This window comes from Hyphomonas oceanitis SCH89 (assembly GCF_000685295.1).
Classification (GTDB): domain Bacteria; phylum Pseudomonadota; class Alphaproteobacteria; order Caulobacterales; family Hyphomonadaceae; genus Hyphomonas; species Hyphomonas oceanitis.
In genome coordinates, this window is record NZ_ARYL01000026.1 from 26,405 (window position 1) to 45,260 (window position 18,856).

Below are 18,856 nucleotides of genomic sequence, written 5' to 3' on the forward strand. Positions count from 1 at the left end.
GTTTGGGTCGACGTCGCGGCGCTAAGCCTCGAGCGCCGAGATCATGTCCACGCGCAGGGCATGTCGCCCACCCTCGAACTCCGCGGCCAAGAACGCATCGACAATATCCAGCGCCAGTCCCTGCCCCACAACGCGTGCGCCGAGGGAAAGCATGTTGGCATCATTATGCTCGCGTAGCATCCGCGCCGAGAACGTGTCGGCGCAAACACCGCAACGGATGCCCTTCACCTTGTTCGCCGCCATCATGATCCCCTGCCCCGTGCCGCAAAGAACAATGCCCAACTGGCAATCGCCCGACGTGACGAGACGCGCCGCCGCTTCACCATGCGTGGGATAGTTTGTGCTTTCCGTTGTCGTCGGTCCAATATCGACCGCCACCCAGCCCCTGGACGTGACATGCGCGGCAATCGCCTGGCGAAGCTCAATCGCGCCATGATCGCTGGAAAGAACGATCCGCTTATTCACTGTCATCTGTAAGTCGTCCGTCTCTTTGGCCTGATCCAGCCTATTCCCACTCGATGATGAACGAGGATAAAATACTAAATCAAATCAGTGTTATACAGAAAGCTGTGGATAAACGTACCGTCATTCCACAGATTATCCAGCTTGGCTGGGTTCTCGATGATGAACGCCCGGATCAAGATACAAGTTGACAGACTTCTGATCAACGCAGCAACCTCTTCACTATCGAAAAGTCATATTGCAGATCACCCAATCTGTGTCTCCAAAACCACAGCCCCTACCCCGCCCTCAATCTCCTCCTGTTTGGACAACTACACGCCGGACAAAGGATGAAATCGCGAGCGGGATATCGATCTATTACCTCTGATTCTGACGGTATCTCTGACTTCTCCGTTCCAATTCGATCACTCGTCATCACGACCTTAGCGGCTATTCCTTATCATAGACGACCCGGAAACCGATATGGTTGGCCGAAAAATCGAGTTCTTGGAAAATCCTTGCCGCAGGGCGGTAGCGGCGGCAAAAATTGTCAGCACAGAGAAAGGATCCTCCCTTGAGCAAGCCCCGATTGTGATCGATATCTTTGTCGGCTACCCACTCCCACACATTGCCCGTCATATCATATAGACCGTAGCCATTTGGTGGATAACATCCCGTTGGAGCGGATTGTACAAACCCATCGCTCCCTGTGTTTGTGAATGGAAATATGCCCTGCCATGTATTGGCACGATATGGCTCTAAGCTTGGCGCCACCTCGCCCCATTCATATGTAGCGCGGTCCAACCCGCCACGAGCAGCATACTCCCATTCCGCCTCCGTTGGTAGACGCCCGCCCCTCCAGTGAGCAAATGCAAGAGCATCGGCGTAGGCGATGTGAACAACTGGATGCGCCCACTTGTCGTCGAGCGATGAGCCAGGCCCCTCGGGTTGCCGCCATGAGGCCGCGCGGACGAAGCGCCATCCACCTGTGTGTCCATCACCGGAAAGAACAAACACGGCTGAGCCCGGCACCAATAGCTCATTGGGAATGTCCGGGTGCATGCCAGTTGAGGGCTTGCGTTCAGCCAGCGTCAGATAGCCAGTGGCCTCCACGAAGTTGGCGAACTCCCTGTTCGTCACTTCTCTTGCATCGATCCGGAATGCTTCAACTTCAACAGTTCTCACCGGTCTCTCGTCAGGAGATCGGTCAGAGCTATCCCGTACAAACCGTCCACTGGGTAAGTCGACAATCGATTGTTCATGTTCTCCTGGACAGGTCTTAGAAACGTCCGCGTTTGCTGCGGCACCATGTGAAATCAAAAACACGCACAGAAGGATGTATCTCCAGACCGTCAGTTTGGTATATCTAGGACTCAATGTCGAAATCCTTTTGAATCTTGGTCCAAGGGCGACATGCACACATGAAGAATCCTCCGGATATATCGGTTCAGCTCATACTGAATTGGCTTTGATTGGCAGGTCAGTTGTCTGCCGCAAGCCATAATATATATTGTTCCAGCCAAGCCGCACTGGTGGTCCCCTTCCTCAATGTACCAAACCCGTGGCCGCCGCGGCTGTATAGATGGAACTCGAGGGATCCCGCCATCTCTGACAGAACCTTTGGGAGGCTGAACCCTCCCTGCTCGAATAGTGGATCATCAGACGCGATGGCCAAGAATATCGGAATTGTCAGGTCAGATTCGATCGATTGTGACATGGGTGGATAGATCAGGGCAGCCTTATCTATGAAAGTTCCGCTCGCACCATTCTCCAAGGCTTTCATCACGGACATACCCCCTGCGGAAAAGCCGATCAGACTTACTTTCCCGGACGTACAATCGTATTCGGGGCAGCTCTCCGACACATAGCGAATGGCAGTTCCAAGATCCTCAATCGCCGGATGATAGGGTTTTCGGTCCTGCTTCCCAAGATTAGCAAACTGCTTGGCCATCTGATCCAGAAACTCGCTAGGCGATCTTGGAGTCTCTCGGGTCCGATATTTCAGAACAAATGCCGTATACCCCTCTTCGGCTAGGCGCTGTGCAACAGGAAAGCCTTCATTCTCAACGGACACGAAGGCATATCCACCACCGGGTACGACAATGACCGACTTGCCATTATTGTTTTTCGCTGAGGGGCGCACTGGATACAAGTCTGGACTGGTGACATTCCGGACAATAAGCTGGTTCAGGAAATGTTCCCATTGCTCCTGATTCTCGGTCCCTAAGCCCAACGTGACGACCTCTGCGTCGGGCGCCGACACTGGAACTGGCACATCAGGCAATTTTATCTGCCGCGCATCCTCCTGGATGGGCGCGAGGGTTTCAGGTGTCTGGCACGATACAATGCCTGCCATGATCAGACCAAGCGCAATGCTTTTGCTCCAAAGACACATTTTATTCGTCCACTTCGTGAGTCCCGCTCGGAAGGAGCACCTCATCCGAATACATGCATTTCGAAGCATTCACGCTGGCTTCATATCCATAACGAACAGCTTTGACATCAATGCAGGCGATTGCCGGTATTCGGGTGCCACCAGTATAGACGCGCCATTCCGTGTCGCTTTCGCCTTCATATCGCCAGGCCAGTGAGGCGCCCTCTGTTGGCGAGGATAGTGTTATATTGACGGCCTGGTCAGACATTTTTTCAATTCGAAGGTTCGGTGCAAGGGTCACAGGCTGATGACCAGCAGGCCACATCATCTCAACCATTTCCCGCTCGGTGACCGCTGACCAGTCCGGTGTCCTGAGCAGCCAGTCGTCAAGTGCTCCCGCCAGTCGGTTCTGGACGGCGGACAGTCTCTCCTCACCCGCAAGATTGCGCGTCTCTTCCGGGTCCCCCAGCGTGTCATACATTTCGACCGTCGGACGAGGTGTATCGAAATAGCTATTCTGCAAACGGCTCAGACCGTTCGTCGCGCTCAATGCACGGAAGGCCTGCATCGACCGGAGTTCTTCCCGAAATGCGATCCGCGGCAGCAATGGAACCTCCGGCCGGTAATTCCGGATTAGCTTGTATCTTTCATCCCGAACGGCCTTCATGCGGTCCATCGCGCTGTCCATGCGGTCACTTGATGCAAATACGTATTGATTTGGGAAATCGCGGTCAGAGCCCAGAAAATCCCGACCCTGAATCCATGCGGGCACGGACGTGTCCGCCGTCGACAGAATAGTCGGAGCAAGATCGACAAAACTTACGAGCTCATCGCGCACCTCACCTGCGTGCTCGCCGCCCGGCAGACGTATCATCAGCGGCACACGAATACCCGAATCGTAGAGGGAGCGCTTTGCGCGCGGAAACCCATCGCCATGGTCCGTCGTCACAATCACAATAGTGTTGTCAGCCAGGCCATCCGCCTCAAGATCGGAAAGCAGAACTTGGAGTTTCTTCTCCGTAAAGGCGATGTTGTCATACTGGGCCGCGATCTCTTGCCTGACCTCGGGTGTATCGGGCAGCCAGGGAGGCACGATGACGTCGGCGGGGCGGGTCAGCTTTTCTTTTCCGGCGAGCAGTTTCGAATTTCGAGCCGCTGTTTTGACGGCAAGATCGGTCGTGCGCACAGCTTGCTCGGGGAACAGGAAGGATTCATGCGTCGTGGCAAGCGTGACCATGCCGAAGAAAGGCTGCCCAGAAGCCCGCCCGCGCCAGCTCGCCTCCACACTGTCGTCATCCCAGATCGTAAATGGCGTTCCGAACTGATAGTCTTTCTTGTTTGAGATGACCCAGCCACCATACCCAGTGAAGGTATAGTATCCAGCCTGTCGCATGAGCTCTGGAAAGGCCTTCACCTCAGGTGGTGGCACGGCCGTATACCCAATCTCGTAGCCTGAAGGCTCGTGGGTCGTTCCAAATGCGTGCGTGCGCATATGCTGCGCGCCCAGGCTTTGCTGATGAACGCCTGTAATGAGAGCCGCGCGCGAGGGCGCACAAACACCCGCTGTCGTGAACGTATTGGGATATAGGATACTTTCCTCGGCAAACGCATCTAGGATCGGTGTTGTGGCAATCGGATCGCCGAAAGCCCCGATTTTCTGGCTCATGTCCTCAAACACGACCAACAGAATGTTAGGCGTCGCCGGCGAGTTCAGCCCAGCGCCCGGTTGAGCCTGGCAGCTGGCAAGCCATGACAGTGCACAGATCAAACATATCCGGAGGCTCATGAATGTATCTCCCTGTCCTTCAACAGTGCCACAATCTGTTCGTGGCGGTCTCTCTTCATGGGATAAAACTGTACAATCAATGCAGCTACGGCCACCCCCATCGCGGGCAGCAGAAAGCTCGTCACCCGCAGGCCGGCAATCGTTTCAGGCGCCTGTTCAACATTCGCTACATACCCTATTGCCTGCAGGATCATGCCAACTGCCCCGACGCCCAGTCCGGAGGCAGCTTTCTGGGAAAACTGGAACAGGCCAAAGAATATGCTTTCATCTCTCACCCCCGTTTTCCACTGTCCGTATTCGACCGTGTCCGGGAGCATGGCCCAGAACGCTACAATTGTGGCGGCCGTCCCGACCCCCACCATCGCGGTCAGGGTGAGAAAGAGAGGTTTCGCCTCAGGCGCCTGAACATAGAGCAGCAGCAGGATCGCGGCATTAATCAGCAGACCAGTCGTCAGCACGAGGGACTTGGATGTGTACCGGGCCATCAGCATCCATCCCAGCACCGCCGCTGAAGCTGCCAATGTGTATAGCGTCAGCGCCTCACGCACGGCACCCACCTCTCCGATGATATAGCGCGCATAATATACGATGGACTTCGTGAAAATCGTGGACGCGACGGTGTTGACCACGACACCCGCAAACAGCACCCAGAAAGCAAGATTGCCTTTCACGGCCCTGAAGGTTGACGAGAGCGTCAGACTTGATCGCTCCGTCTCTATGCGCTCCTGCACGGACGCGAATGCAATGAAGAAGACGATTTGGGCGATGACGGCATAAATCATGGCTGTCAGCAGGTAACCATTGGCCAGATTGCCCCGACCAAGCAGTTCGGCGAGCCAGGGCGTTAGAAAGGCGGTCGTAATGGCCCCAAGCGTCGCAAACTGCATACGCGCGCCTGACAGGGACGTACGTTCCCTGCCGCTTGTCGTCATGGCGGCACTGAGCGAAGCGTAAGGAACGCCGAAAATCGTGTAGACAGTTCGGAAGAAAAGATGCGTCAGAAAGCATGCGAGTACTGCAGCGTCTGGCCAAAGCACGGGACCGGCGAAAAGCAGGACAAAACTCGCCCCTAGTGAAGGGCCGATGAAGAGAATGTATGGCCGGTATCGCCCAAATCGCGAACGGGTGCGCGATGCAACAATTCCCATGAACGGATCTGTCACTGCATCCCACAGGAGGGCGACCATGAAGATGGCCCCTGCCACACCCGGCTCAAGGCCGACGACGTCTGTATAGTAAAACAGAAGATAAAGATTCAGGCCCGTATAAAACAGGTTTAATCCAAAATCTCCTGAGCCGTACCCAATTATGGAGCTCGCCCTCAAAGGTCTTCCACTGTCCGCCATCGGCTTTCGCATCACCCCTAATTATTACTTATTTCGCAGGTTTAGACCAATAGTTCATCCAATTGGAAGGTTTTTCTGTTGCAACCTGCACAAACCGGCAAGACGCTTTAACAACCTATCTATATAAATTTCTGGTGCTGAAGGGAGAAATAAGATGTCCGGCAAAATGGCGCGCAAGCCCGTTCAGGCAAGAGCTGAAGCGACCAAGGCTCGCATCCTTGTGGTCGCGAGACGTCACTTTGCGGAGCGCGGCTTCGATGCCGCCAATACGCGCGACATTGCGAACGAGGCTGAGGCCTCCCACGCAATGATTCGTTACCACTTCGGCACCAAGGACAAACTGTGGCGAGAAGCCGTTACGGATATGTTCGAGCGCCTGCGGGCCGAGCTCGGCTTCGAAAATGGCACCCCTCCAGAGCTCAATACACTTGAAGGCTACAGAGCATTCCTTCGCCGATATATATATTATTGCGCAAAGCACCCTGAACACGCGCGCATCATGATTTCAGAATCAGTTCGCGGGGGGGAGCGGCTGCGATGGATGGTCGAGAATTTCATTAAGCCCGGTCATGCCGTGTATGCTCGACCTACTCGAAAACACATGGAAGATGGCAACCTTCCGAACGCTTGGCACCCATCCCTGATCTTCATGATCACGTCCATCTGCCAGATGCCCTTCGTGCTCGCGGCCGAGGCCCACGAGCTATATGGCGTCGATATTCTCTCCGATGCCGCCATCGAAGCCCATATCGATTCAGTTTTTGCTTTCCTCCTCAGGGATCCCTCGCGCATGCGCAGCGACTGGCCGCCTCTGCCCGCTTGGCTTGGCTCCTGACTTAAAGTCCCGAGATCCTGGTTGACAAAACTTTTTCGACATGAAAACCATCCATTCGGATGAATAACTGGAAAACCAGTCTACCGGGAGGATAATTTATGCTTACTACTCGCCTGGCCCTGACGGCCTCATGCATTGCACTGGGAACCTGTCTTGCAATGCCGACCTCGGCTCAGGACTCTGTAAATGACGAAGAGCGCAAGCTGGACACCGTTATGGTGACCGCTACCAAGCGCGCTGAAACGTTGCAGAATGTTCCTGTGGCTGTATCTGCACGATCCGGGGAAGACCTGGAGAAATCGGGGGTCTCCTCGATTGAGGGACTGGCCACACTGGTGCCCTCCCTGACATTCACTCAGAGCTCGAATGACCTGAACAGCTCGGTCCGAATTCGCGGTGTCGGAACAGAAGTATTTTCTTCTGGCGTCGAGCCAAGCGTTTCCTTTGTCATTGATGATGTTGTTCTCGCCCGTCAGGGCCAGGGCTTTCAGGACCTGGTCGATGTTGAGCGCGTCGAGGTTCTGCGCGGTCCTCAAAGCACCCTGTTCGGCAAGAATGCATCAGCAGGCGTGATCTCGGTCACAACGCAGGCACCAACGGACACAATGACCGGAAAGTTGGATGCCACGATTGCCGAAGGCGATGAATATGCCCTGCGCGGAACGCTCGCGGGGCCTTTATCGGACACCGTTTCCGGAAGGCTCACGGCCTTCACAAAATCCTTGAAGGGGCACATCAAGAATGCGCCCGACGGACGCGACCTGAATGGATATGACAATTGGGGGGTGCGCGGCAAACTCCTGATAGAGCCCGGCAACGCGCTCGATCTGACTTTTATCGCCGACTATCGCGATACCCAGCAGGATTGCTGCGCCTACCAGATACGTGACACGTCTACAGCGCTGAACCCGGTCGTCGGCGCCACCCTGGATGCCCTTCTCGATCCCGTAATTGCCAGCCCCGAGAACCGACAGACCAATCTGAATGCTCCAGTCTACAACAATAGCGAACAGTGGGGCATGTCCGGCAAGGCCGAGTACATGTTTGACAACGGGTTCACGTTCACCTCGATTACCGCCTACCGGGAATGGGATTTCGAAAACAATATCGACGTCGATGCTCTGAATTTTGAAGATCCTATCCCGGGTGTCATCACATTTGATCTGAACAGTGGCCAGACCAGCCTTTCACAGACTTCACAGGAGTTTCGCCTCGCCTCGCCTGAATGGGACCATTTCGACTTCATGATTGGAGCATACCTTTTCGATCTTGATCTCGATCGTTCTTTCCGGCGACGCCTCGAAGCCATGACCGCTCTAGGCATCGCCGGACAGAGTGGCCAGTTCAACGGATCGGTCGGCAACAAGAACTATGCTGTTTTCGCCAGCGGCAATCTTCGCTTTGGGCAGGGCACAACGCTTTTCGGCGGACTGCGCCTGATCGATGAAACGCTTGAATATCAGGTCTTCCGCGATCCCGCGAATACATTGCAACCGGGTGATTTCCCACTCGGCGGAACAGCGGGGACACCCGCTGATATCGATGGAGAAACGTCTGACACCGCACTTGTAGGTAATATTGGCCTGCGCCATCAATGGAATGACGATGTCATGACCTATGTACGCTATGCCCGCGGTTACAAGGGACGTGCTTTTGACGTGATCTTCACCGCGCCGCAGGATACGGAGCCTGTCAATGCCGAACTGTCTGACAGCTATGAAGCAGGGCTCAAAGTGCAGACACCAAATAGTCGCTTGCAGTTTAACGCTGCCGTCTTCTGGACTGAGTATACAGATTTTCAGGCGCAGGAACGGGACGTTGCCGCCTCAACCATCGTCGTCGCCAACGCTGGGGAAGTCAGTACGAAAGGGCTGGAGCTGGACGCCAGCGCGCTTCTGACCGACACGACTCTGCTTCAGGGCGGAATCGCCTATACGGACGCCAAGGTCGAAAGCTTTCCCTTTGCACAATGTTACAGAGGCCAAAGTGAACCGGAAGGCTGTGTAAATGGCGCCCAGGATCTTTCCGGCGAAGACCTTCCGAATTCTCCGGACTGGCGATTCACTGCCAGCCTTCGCCAGGACATCCCGCTTAGCAGCCAGGTCTTTGACGGCTTTATTCAACTCGACGGCAGTTGGCAGAGCGAAGTGCAGTTCCAGATCGATCAGAACCCGAATACGGTTCAGGATGGCTATGGCCTTCTCCACCTTAGCGCTGGGATTGAAGACGAGGACGGCGCCTGGAGTGCCTCTGTTTTCGTTCGCAATTTGCTGGACGAAACTTACGCCGCAAACGTTTTTTCAGATCCGCTCTACGCAGGCGTTATCAGCCAGTATTTGCCGCGCGATTCCGAGCGATATGTCGGCGCGCGGCTCACAGCTTCCTTTTGATCTAACCTCCACTCCCCGGGGCCGGCTGTAGCCGGCTCCGGTTTTTTTAAGGAACCTACATGCCTTCCGATTCACACTGGCGTGAAAGCCCGGCGCACGCCATGGATATCGATGCTATCGTCACTGAGCTGACGCTTGAGGAAAAGATCGCGATGATGTCGGGCAGCGGTTTTTATCGCATCCATACAGAGTCCAAGAAATGGGGTGCAAAACCATATCCTGCTGGCGCTGCGAACGAGCGCCTTGGCATCGAAGGTTTCAAATTCAGCGATGGACCGCGAGGCGTGATCGTCGGTCACTCAACCTGTTTTCCCTGCTCCATGGCCCGGGGCGCGACTTTCGATCGCGACCTTGAGTGGCGTGTTGGCGAAGTGATGGCGATCGAAGCCCGCGCCCAGGGCGTGAACTTGCTTGGGCAAGTCTGCGTGAATTTGCTGCGCCACCCTGCCTGGGGCAGAGCGCAGGAAACCTATGGAGAGGACTCTTACCACCTGGGCGAAATGGGCGCCGCGCTTTCTAGCGGCACACAACATCACAACGTCATTTCTACGGTGAAGCATTTTGCACTGAACAGCCTGGAAAATACGCGGTTCGAGCTTGATGTCCGCGTAAGCGAACGGACGCTGCGCGAAGTCTATCTACCTCACTTTCGAAAGATCATTGAAGCCGGATGCCTGTCCGTCATGAGCGCCTATAACAAGATAAACGGCACCTATTGTGGTCAGAACGCGTATCTGCTGACAGATATTCTGAGACGTGAGTGGGGTTTTGAGGGTTTCGTTCACTCTGACTGGGTTCTTGGTGTTTATAGCCCGCATGGCGCAGAAGCTGGACTTGACATCGAAAATCCCGAACCAGCCTGGTACGGTGAAAAACTCCTCAAGGCTGTTCGCGAAGGTGCTATTGACGAAGCTGTCGTCAACCAAGCCGTGCGGCGCATGCTGCAGACATTGAAAGTCATTGAGGAGACTGCAGATCCACGGGAGAGCTACCCTGCCAGCCTCGTTGCCTGCGACGTTCATACAGGACTCGCATGTGAAGTTGCTGAAAAGTCCGCTGTTCTTCTAAAGAATACTGGGACATTGCCCCTGGACCGAACCACAATACAGAATCTTGGAGTATTTGGCAGGCTCGCCAACTTTGAAAATACTGGCGATCGCGGGTCTTCCCGGGTCAGTCCCCCCTATATTGTAACCCCTCTGGAAGGACTGACCGCCTGTCTTGGTAGTGAACAAGTCACATTTGCCGGCGACGAGTCAGCCCCTCAAGTCGCCGGCCTGGCATCGAGATCGTTCGACGCTGCAATCGTTGTCGTGGGGTACACTGCTGCGGAAGAAGGCGAATTTATCCCGCAGGATATCAATCTCGGGCAGGACGATATTCCTGAAAGTCTGGCCGCCATACTGGACGGTGCACGCGGTCGCAATGATAGCCCCGCCATTGGCGGCGATCGCACTTCCCTTTCGCTGCCTGCAGATCAAATTGACCTGATTTGCAACATCGCCAGAGAAAACCCTCAAACGATCGTGGTCATCGTCGCTGGCTCGGCGGTGATGGTTGAAGAGTGGATCGATGATGTGCCCGCTGCGCTACAGACCTTCTATGCCGGTATGGAAGGAGGTGCGGCCCTCGCACGCCTACTCTTCGGCGATGTGAGCCCCTCGGGACGGCTTCCCTTCAGCGTAGTACGCGATGCTACAGATTATCCGCTTTTCGACGGTACGGCCATCACGCTGGATTATGGCTACTGGCACGGTTACGCACTCCTCCAACGCCAAGATCGCGAACCCCGATTTCCGTTCGGCTACGGCCTAACCTATTCGACATTCGCATATTCCGATCTGCGTTCTCAGCGCGTACTGGACGGAGGGCTGGAAGCTTTCGTGACTGTTGTGAATACAGGAAACCGGCGCGCAATAGATACGCCTCAACTTTACATTGGCTGGCCTGGAAAAGCTGCAGAGCGCCCGCGACTGAGCTTGCGAGGCTTTGACCGGGTCGAACTCGGTCCTGGCGAAAGCCGGCAAGTACGGTTTCGCGTCGAACCAAGAGACCTGGCCTGGTACGATCCTGAAGCGTCCACCTGGAAGATCGAGTCTGGCTCACACAAGATCGTAATTGCAAGATCCGCGAATGACCCTGAAAATCTCTGTGTCGAGGTGGAGTTTGAAGAGGAGACATGCCTTGGACGTTAGGACTATCTGGCTTCCGCTCGTCTTCATTCTCTGGCTTACGGCATGTGGGGGACCTGTCTATGTTCCGCCCCAGCCCCTTGAAGCGTCAGACGAAACAACAATCGAAATCCGGTCGGGAACGATTGTCGGCGGAAAGACCGACAATGGTGCCCGCGCATGGCTGGGTATTCCATACGCCGCGCCGCCCATTGGGGATTTGCGCTGGCGTCCGCCTCAAATCGCAAATACTTGGGAAGAAACCTTTCCAGCGGTCCAGCACGGGACGTGGTGTCCGCAGATAACCAACGGACTAGATGCGCTATCGGGCCTGCCGAAAGGCGAAATGCGTGGAGATGAGAACTGCCTGTTTCTTGATATCTACGCCCCATCCGGTTCGTCTCCTGAAAGCGAGCTGCCCGTCATGTTCTGGATTCATGGCGGCTCAAATGTATGGGGGCGCGCAGAACAATATGACGGAGCGCGCCTTGCCGAGACACAACAGGTTGTCGTGGTCGTCGCCCAATACAGGCTCGGTCCCTTGGGGTGGTTCGCCCATCCCGCGCTCGAAGATGGCATTGCGAACTTTGCCCTGCTGGATCTTGTCATGGGTCTGGAGTGGGTCGCTGAGAATATCCACGCATTCGGCGGCAATCCCGCTCGCGTGACCCTTTTCGGGGAAAGCGCCGGAGGCAACAATGTGCTGGCGCTTCTGGCGATGCCGGACGTTGACGGGCTTTACCGCGCGGCAATCGTGCAAAGCGCGCTTCCATCCAGCTTGCCTCTTGATCTTGCGCGAAACGGCATCGCAGGCGTCGCTATCGGCGCAGTGCCGGCAGCCGAAACCTTTACGGCGGATAGCGATCCCGATGCAGAGGATTTGAGAACAGCCCCATTACAGGCAATATTTTCCGCCTTTAAAACTGGACGTACCCCAACGGTTATTCAGGATGGTCATACCTTACCTGCCATCTCGCTTGGCGAGGCGGTTGTGATACACCAGTCCGGCGCTGATATTCCCGTCATACTCGGCTCGAACCGTGATGAAGCAAAATACCTGTTGGCTTTCGACCCTGCTTTCACAAAAAAAGTGTTCGGCGTTTTCCCGAAAGCCCGAGACGCTGAATATTATGACAGCACATCTACTTACATGACGGGGCTGTGGCGCGTTATCGGTGTTTCATCCTTTGCCAGTGAGCTTGCCCTTCATTCGGCTGGCCCCGTTCGGACTTATCGCTTCGACTGGGACGAGGCAGGCTCCGCAGGCCCGACCGATCTCAGCCATCTGCTCGGCGCTGCCCACAGTCTTGAAGTGCCGTTCGTGTTTGGGCGGTTCAGTAACTTTCTGGGCCGGCTTGACCGGAAGCTGTTCACCAGTGCCAACGAGTCCCGTCGAATTGAACTGTCTGAGATCATGATGGCGTGCTGGGGGCAGTTTGCCCATCAAGGGTCTGGGGAACGGATTTTTTCAGCCCCTTGCCAGCATTGGCCTGTCGTCTCCGATGATCATGACCTTCAGCATACGATGGTTTTCGACACGACCGCCGACGGCGGCGTGCGGCCCGTCCCGGAGACATTGGGATTGGACGCTCTTCTGGATGCAATCGATCGGGACCCTGCTCTCGATACAGACGACCGCCGTTGTGACCTGGTCGAACGCCTGCAGCGAGCCTACGGCATGGTCGCTTCGGCCAACACCTTAGCGGAGCTCGCTCAAATCTGCGACCCCTTGAAAAGATAAGCGGCCCAAGCCAGCAAGGACTGGCCATATATGAGTGCGGCCAGTCCGACCAGTTCAGCGTCGCTCAAGTGCGAGTTTCTTCGCCATCACACCAAGCACCGGCGCCTTATGTATTCGAGCAAAGTTGTTGCGCGAAAGCGGCCAGTTCCGGTGCGGCAAGACCAAATACCTGGTTCATCTCCATTGCCGTGCGGCATTTCTCTTCTGCATTGATTGCGCCGGAGCCGGACAGGTCCGACATAATGTCTTCCAGAGAGTCGTCGTCTGCCGACATCCGCAGTCCTCCATCCCAGCTTGTATCCAGGATCATCGTCTCAGGTCCAAGGACACTCGCCGCAGATTGCCACAAAGGCAAGTTGCCGTTTCGGCCTCTTCCCGGCGCACCGGTATAGGCGAACTGGGCCCAGTATGACATCATCTGCGCGGACAATTCGAGCCGGCGGGCTTCATTGCGCGCATGATAGATCATGGCGGAAGCATCGCCGAAGAAATTATCGAATGTACCGAACACAAATGGAACCTCAATGATATGAGTCGCCCCGAGAAGGCGCGAGACATCCACAATCAAGTAATACCCCTCCTCGTCCCAATCGAACTGATAGGTGTACAAACCATCGAAAGCATCATCGATGAGTTGCTCAGTAGGCTCCACAACACCGGTTACGCGCCATGTGCGGCTAAGCGCTGACGTGAATGTGTCGTAGAATTGCCGGTCCCGGATGAAAGGGATTCCCGCCAGCGAACCGGTAAACTCCTCATCGAAACCGAAGAAGAGTTTGGCTTCGTCCCGGTTCGAACCAATCATCAATGGGCGATTGTCAAAACCATTGGGTGACGCGAGTGTCTCAAAAACACCAGCGTCCGGTATTACAATGCCGTCTTCGATCATCGACGGTACGCTGAAATTGACTTCATCATTTGGGCGATAGGCATCGAATATAGTGTCCAGAGGCAATGTCCTCAAATCATCTCCATCGTGCGCAGGGTTTTCAGGGAACCAGCTATCAATAACCTGAGAGGATGGATTTTTGGTTCCGCTGCCACCGTTCTCTGCACGATCCACGGAGATGCTTATCGGCACGCCGCTCTGTGCAATTGCGCCCTGGAACAGGGTCTGGGTAAGCGGGGAGACGTGCAGGCCGAGCGTCGCAATAGCTCCCGAACTTTCGCCAAACAGGGTCACACGTGCGGTATCGCCACCAAATACCCCAATGTTGTCTTCAACCCATTCCAGCGCGGCAACGGCATCGAGCAAACCGAAGTTGGGTGAAACATCGTGCGGATCTTGCGGTGATTCACGCAGAGCTGGCGTTGAAAGCGCACCCAAAGGGCCAATCCTGTACTGAGGAATGACAACGACCAGATCCTGCTCCTCGGCGAGGATAGACCCGTCATACTGTGACGCGCGTCCCCAGATATTTGCACCGCCATGCAACCAGACCATAACCGGCCATCCTTCTGGCGGCGGCGTGCCGGACGGCGCATAGATGTTCAGGTAGAGACAATCTTCGTTGCCCCTGAGCTCGCCCTGGGTAATCCCGTAAAACTCATCGAGCTGATTGGTAATCTGAGGACACCAGTCAGGCTGTACGACAGCTTCCATGACCCCTGTCCACGCTGCTGGTGAACGCGGTGCCCGCCAACGCAAATCCCCTACAGGGGGTGCGGCATAAGGGACACCCAACCAGGCGGGGCCGCCATTGCCAGTCCTAAATCCAATCAATTCTCCCTGCCCTATGGTCCTCGATGTCGTCGGGTCCTGCGTATGAACGGTGTCCGCTTCCTCGTCGCGGCACGCGCCGAGCAGTGCAATCCCAGCTGCCGCCACGATTACTTTTGTTTTCTGCCATTTATCAGTCATTTTTGCTCCTCCCTAAGGGCATTTTTTTGTCGTCCCAAAAGACCTTTGCCGTGATCGCTTGTTCACGCTTTGCAGGTAGCCATCACTGGAATACCCGGCATTTCGCGACACTTTACACTAGCAGGACTTAAAACCATCCAATAGGATGAAAATATAAAATGTCGTGCAAAGTTACGCTTTCTGAGCATGTATTGTCTGGGTGTATAAGGGATTGGTTCGTCAGCAGAGCGACCCGCAAACAGGCGGCCGAAACTGTTCCGTAAGTAACGTTGCGCAGTGTCTATCTATGTACTGATTTCCGTAATTGTTGCATCACCATGATATGCGGAGTGGTCTCAACCTCCTCCGAGGACTGACTGATAACTCGCCGACATGGGAAAGAGTTGCAGTATAGCTATGCGCTAATCTTCAGCCGTGCTTCCCGACGGTGAAATGATCTATCCCCAGCAGGTCAGAAATAACGGACAAGCGCTATTTAGCTGTATGTACAGGGCAGAAAATTCCGCTAGACCGGCACGCATGCGCATGGAGTTTATGCCCCCATTGTGGTCTCTGTCTCGGGCCAGGCAATGATATGCATCAGCTTTTCCCGGAGCCATAATTCTGCAGGCTCATTGTCCGTCTGCGCATGCCAAACCAGGTAAAGCACGATGCGCGGCAAGGGAAAATCAGAAGTGCGTGCCTTCACCGCGTAACGGCGTTCGCAACTTTCCGCAAAACGTGCCGGAATAGTGGCGAGAGATCCGGTCCTTTCAACGACCGCAGGGATTGAGGCAATCGTCGGCATCCGGAACCGTATATCGCGTCTTACACCTTGTAAGGCCAGACTGCGGTCGAGGACACGGGCCCTGCTGACCGGTAGCGTGAAACCGACATGCCAGCGTCCGGCATATGTTTCCAGCGTCATCGGCATATCGCTTGCCCGCTTGGCTGCGTCCAGGATGACAAGATCCTCTTCGTAGACTTTCGCCCATCTCAGAGCGCGATTGTAGCGTGGTAATCGGGCTTTTTCGCCGGGAGCGACAAGGGCATAGTCGATAACGAGATCGACACGTCCGTCTTCCAGTTCCCTCTCAAGGTCAGCGGGGCTCGCCGCAAGCGTCGAAAGTGAGATGTCAGGAGCCTCACGGGAAAGAAGCTGCATTAAGGCGGGCACAACGATGTCGTCTCCGCCGCCGGATATGCTGATCGTGTAAGTTCGCGATGCCTGCACCGGATCGAAGGGAGCCGGTTTCGCAAGCGCCGCAGTCAGCGACTCCAGTGCGGGCCGGAATTTCCGTGTCAGTTCCAGCGCATAAGGCGTCGGCTGCATCCCCCTCCCTGTCCGCACCAAAAGCGGATCCTTCCAGAGCTTGCGCATGCGCGACAAGGCCTGGCTGACGGCTGACTGAGTCATCCCCAGCTTGTCGGCGGCAACCGTCACGCTGCGGTCCTCTACGACCGCGGTCAGGATGGGCAGCAGGTTGAGATCAACACTCCTGATATGCATAATGCTCATAACCTTGCAACTTCATATTCATTTGAATTCATTAAAGGCATGTCGGAGGCTTCCTGCCAAGACAACCGCGAAAAATGGCGGAACGATTGGGGAGGAACAGCTTTGAACACCCGTAATACATGCAGCGTGTTGGCGATTATGCTGTCGCCCGCATTGCCGGCCTACGCTCAGGACAGTGCGCAGCAGCCGGTATCAACCAGCCAGCCAGATCGTGAAGATTCCACCCCGGCAGAAACGGCTAACACGCTTGACGTCGTCTATGTCACGGCGCGGCGCCGCACCGAGCGGCTGACGGACGTTCCCGGCTCTGCAACGGCTCTATCATCAGACTATTTGCAACAGCGTGGCAGCCCGCGCACAGCTCGCGACATTCTGGCCGGCAAGGCGGGTGTCCGCTTTTTCGACACGTCGTCTCCAGTCAATTCAGAAGTGTCCATCCGCGGCTCGTCAACTGCACGGGCAACCAATGCGGATCCGAGTGTCGGGCTCTATCGTGACGGTGCCTATATCGGTGGCGGGCTGATCGGCGGGCGCAGTTTCGCCCGGGTCGATATCTTTGACGCCCAGCGCATCGAGGTGCTTCGCGGCGTACAGGGAGCTCTTTATGGCCGAAACGCCGTCGGCGGAGCGGTCAACCTCATCACCACCAGGCCCCAGTTCGAGACTGGCGGCTATGTGGACTTTAAGTACACGGCGGAAACCGAGGCCGTCGAGGGTCAGGCGGTGGCCAATTTCGCACCTTCGGACTCGTTGGCCTTCCGGCTGGGCGTCGATGGCGTCACCCAGGATGATGGGCTGTTCTATGACCGGCCGAATGACGTCTTCTTCGACGACCGGGATGGCGGAAGTGTGCGGGCGCAGATGCGCTATCGCAACGACCGCCTCGATGTGACCTTCCTTGGAGAGCATCAGGATCTGGACGTGCCCGGCATTACCTACCGCGTTTCGATCGCCCCCGGCGGCGTCTTTCCCGTCGGCTATGTCCAGGATCCGTACGAATACCCGCACAGCACAGCACCAACGGCCACACAGGATATTACGACCGGACAGATCAATCTCGAATACGATCTCGGCTGGGCCTCGCTGTATTCAACGACGATGTACCGTGAGCGGAAATCCGACTACGTCTTCGATGCGGATGGAGCCACCCCGGAGATCCTGGCGCAGCTCTTCGCCGAGGGCGTCATTCTCGTCCCCTTGAATGGCGGCAGTTTCGGCGGCGCGCAAGACAAGACGGAAATCTTTACGGAAGTTGCCTATCTGAGCGGGACGGCCTGGCAGGACAGTGTCGAATGGCTGGCCGGCATAGAATACCTGACCCAGACGAGTGAGGGGTCCGATCTTGGCGGCACGACCAATCCGGTATCCGGAACCGTCACGGGTTTTCGTGGTCCCCTCGTCGTCGATTATGATTCCTACGCGGTTTTCGGTTCTCTCCAAGTCGATCTGAGTGATCGTCTGACCGCGACAGGAGAACTGCGCTACACGGATGATGAACGCAGTGTCGATGCCAGCCGTTTCGATTTTGCGAGCGGCGCGCAGATAGGCGGGGATGCTTTCAATTTCATGGCCGACCGCACATCTGATAATGTGTCCTACACTGGTACCCTCGCCTACCGTTTCGCTCCCGATTGGCAGGTCTATGGCAAAGCCGGGACAAGCTATCGCGCCGGCGGCTTCAATGCCAATCTAGGCGTGCCGGAACAGCCCATCCCTATCCCGTCCTCATATGATGATGAAACCTCGACGGCTTACGAGGCAGGTCTCAAGGGGCGCGTAGACAAATTCTATGTGGCGGTCGCTGCCTACCTGTCCCAGTCTGACGATCTCATCGTCCAGCGCGACAATGGATGCGGTGCCACCGTTCCGGAATGCCCGGTCCTGTCGACAAGCTTCCTGACCAATACGGGCCAAGCCGAGACATGGGGCGTCGAACTGGAAGCAAACAGCCAGTTCGAGATCGCTGGCGGCGACCTGGCCGCGGCCTTTTCGCTGTCGCGCCAGGATGGTGAAGTGACCGGCGGGCCACTTGAAGGCCTGGCCACGGCCCAGACACCTGAATGGATCGGCTCGCTGAACCTAAATTACAGCCGCCGTCTGACTGACTCTGTCAACCTGATCTCGAACGCCTTCTACTATGGTCAGTCCGGCGGAGTTCAGGAGCTCACAGCAGCAACTCCCGACCTGGATGACTATCAACTTCTGAACCTTAGGCTCGGGTTTCAGATCGCCAATTTCGAGCTCGCCGCCTTTGCGAACAATATTTTCGACGAAGAGTATGTGATCTTCGAGAGCGCGACGACCGAGCGGCTCGGGCAACCCAGAACGACGGGCCTGGAGCTTCGATATGAATTCTAGCCGCCGGATTTGTCGATGACTGAACGATGGCCTCGAGAACACCTGTTACGTCGCA

12 protein-coding genes are annotated in these 18,856 nt (G+C 55.9%); 5 read left to right on the top strand and 7 right to left on the bottom strand.

Features of this window, described 5'->3' with window-relative positions:
- Positions 1-21 precede the first annotated feature (21 nt).
- The 5 genes from rpiB to HOC_RS15125 all read right to left on the bottom strand — a co-directional run bounded on the left by rpiB (position 22) and on the right by HOC_RS15125 (position 5,959).
- Positions 22-471, bottom strand: coding sequence for a ribose 5-phosphate isomerase B (rpiB, locus tag HOC_RS15105; RefSeq protein ID WP_035540090.1), 450 nt, complete (start codon positions 469-471; stop codon positions 22-24).
- A 420-nt stretch (positions 472-891) separates the two neighbouring features.
- Positions 892-1,767 carry a formylglycine-generating enzyme family protein gene (locus HOC_RS15110; RefSeq protein WP_241767052.1) on the bottom strand — a complete coding sequence of 292 codons (876 nt, stop codon included), beginning with the start codon at positions 1,765-1,767 and terminating at the stop codon, positions 892-894.
- Positions 1,768-1,921: 154 nt separating this feature from the next.
- Positions 1,922-2,797: an alpha/beta hydrolase gene (locus tag HOC_RS15115; RefSeq protein ID WP_162174866.1), complete on the bottom strand. Its 876-nt coding sequence runs from the start codon at positions 2,795-2,797 to the stop codon at positions 1,922-1,924.
- A gap of 40 nt (positions 2,798-2,837) precedes the next feature.
- Positions 2,838-4,601 carry a sulfatase family protein gene (locus HOC_RS15120; protein ID WP_051624945.1) on the bottom strand — a complete coding sequence of 588 codons (1,764 nt, stop codon included), beginning with the start codon at positions 4,599-4,601 and terminating at the stop codon, positions 2,838-2,840.
- A complete protein-coding gene (locus tag HOC_RS15125) occupies positions 4,598-5,959 on the bottom strand; it encodes a glycoside-pentoside-hexuronide (GPH):cation symporter (protein WP_084146354.1) in 1,362 nt (453 codons plus the stop codon). The genes HOC_RS15120 and HOC_RS15125 overlap by 4 nt, the downstream gene beginning before the upstream one ends.
- Positions 5,960-6,101: 142 nt before the next feature.
- Here HOC_RS15125 and HOC_RS15130 point away from each other — a divergent pair, with 142 nt between their 5' ends.
- The 4 genes from HOC_RS15130 (at position 6,102) to HOC_RS21405 (ending at position 13,084) form a co-directional block, all read left to right on the top strand.
- Positions 6,102-6,782, top strand: a complete 681-nt coding sequence (locus HOC_RS15130) for a TetR/AcrR family transcriptional regulator (RefSeq protein ID WP_051624946.1) — start codon at positions 6,102-6,104, stop codon at positions 6,780-6,782.
- Between the two features lie 98 nt (positions 6,783-6,880).
- Positions 6,881-9,172: a TonB-dependent receptor gene (locus HOC_RS15135; RefSeq protein ID WP_084146355.1), complete on the top strand. Its 2,292-nt coding sequence runs from the start codon at positions 6,881-6,883 to the stop codon at positions 9,170-9,172.
- 101 nt (positions 9,173-9,273) lie between these two features.
- Entirely contained in the window at positions 9,274-11,367 is a 2,094-nt protein-coding gene (locus HOC_RS15140; RefSeq protein WP_035540098.1) for a beta-glucosidase family protein, read from the top strand.
- The gene (locus tag HOC_RS21405) at positions 11,306-13,084 is read left to right on the top strand and encodes a carboxylesterase family protein (RefSeq protein ID WP_084146357.1); all 1,779 of its coding nucleotides are present in this window, start codon (positions 11,306-11,308) and stop codon (positions 13,082-13,084) included. Before HOC_RS15140 ends, HOC_RS21405 begins: the two co-directional genes overlap by 62 nt.
- A gap of 106 nt (positions 13,085-13,190) precedes the next feature.
- Here the strand turns inward: HOC_RS21405 and HOC_RS15160 are convergent, their stop codons facing one another.
- Positions 13,191-14,945 carry a carboxylesterase family protein gene (locus HOC_RS15160; RefSeq protein ID WP_084146358.1) on the bottom strand — a complete coding sequence of 585 codons (1,755 nt, stop codon included), beginning with the start codon at positions 14,943-14,945 and terminating at the stop codon, positions 13,191-13,193.
- A 532-nt stretch (positions 14,946-15,477) separates the two neighbouring features.
- Positions 15,478-16,434 carry a LysR family transcriptional regulator gene (locus HOC_RS21410; protein WP_162174869.1) on the bottom strand — a complete coding sequence of 319 codons (957 nt, stop codon included), beginning with the start codon at positions 16,432-16,434 and terminating at the stop codon, positions 15,478-15,480.
- Positions 16,435-16,545: 111 nt separating this feature from the next.
- On the opposite strand from HOC_RS21410, the gene HOC_RS15170 reads away from it, so the two are divergent.
- Positions 16,546-18,801, top strand: a complete 2,256-nt coding sequence (locus HOC_RS15170) for a TonB-dependent receptor (protein WP_162174870.1) — start codon at positions 16,546-16,548, stop codon at positions 18,799-18,801.
- Positions 18,802-18,856: the final 55 nt, after the last annotated feature.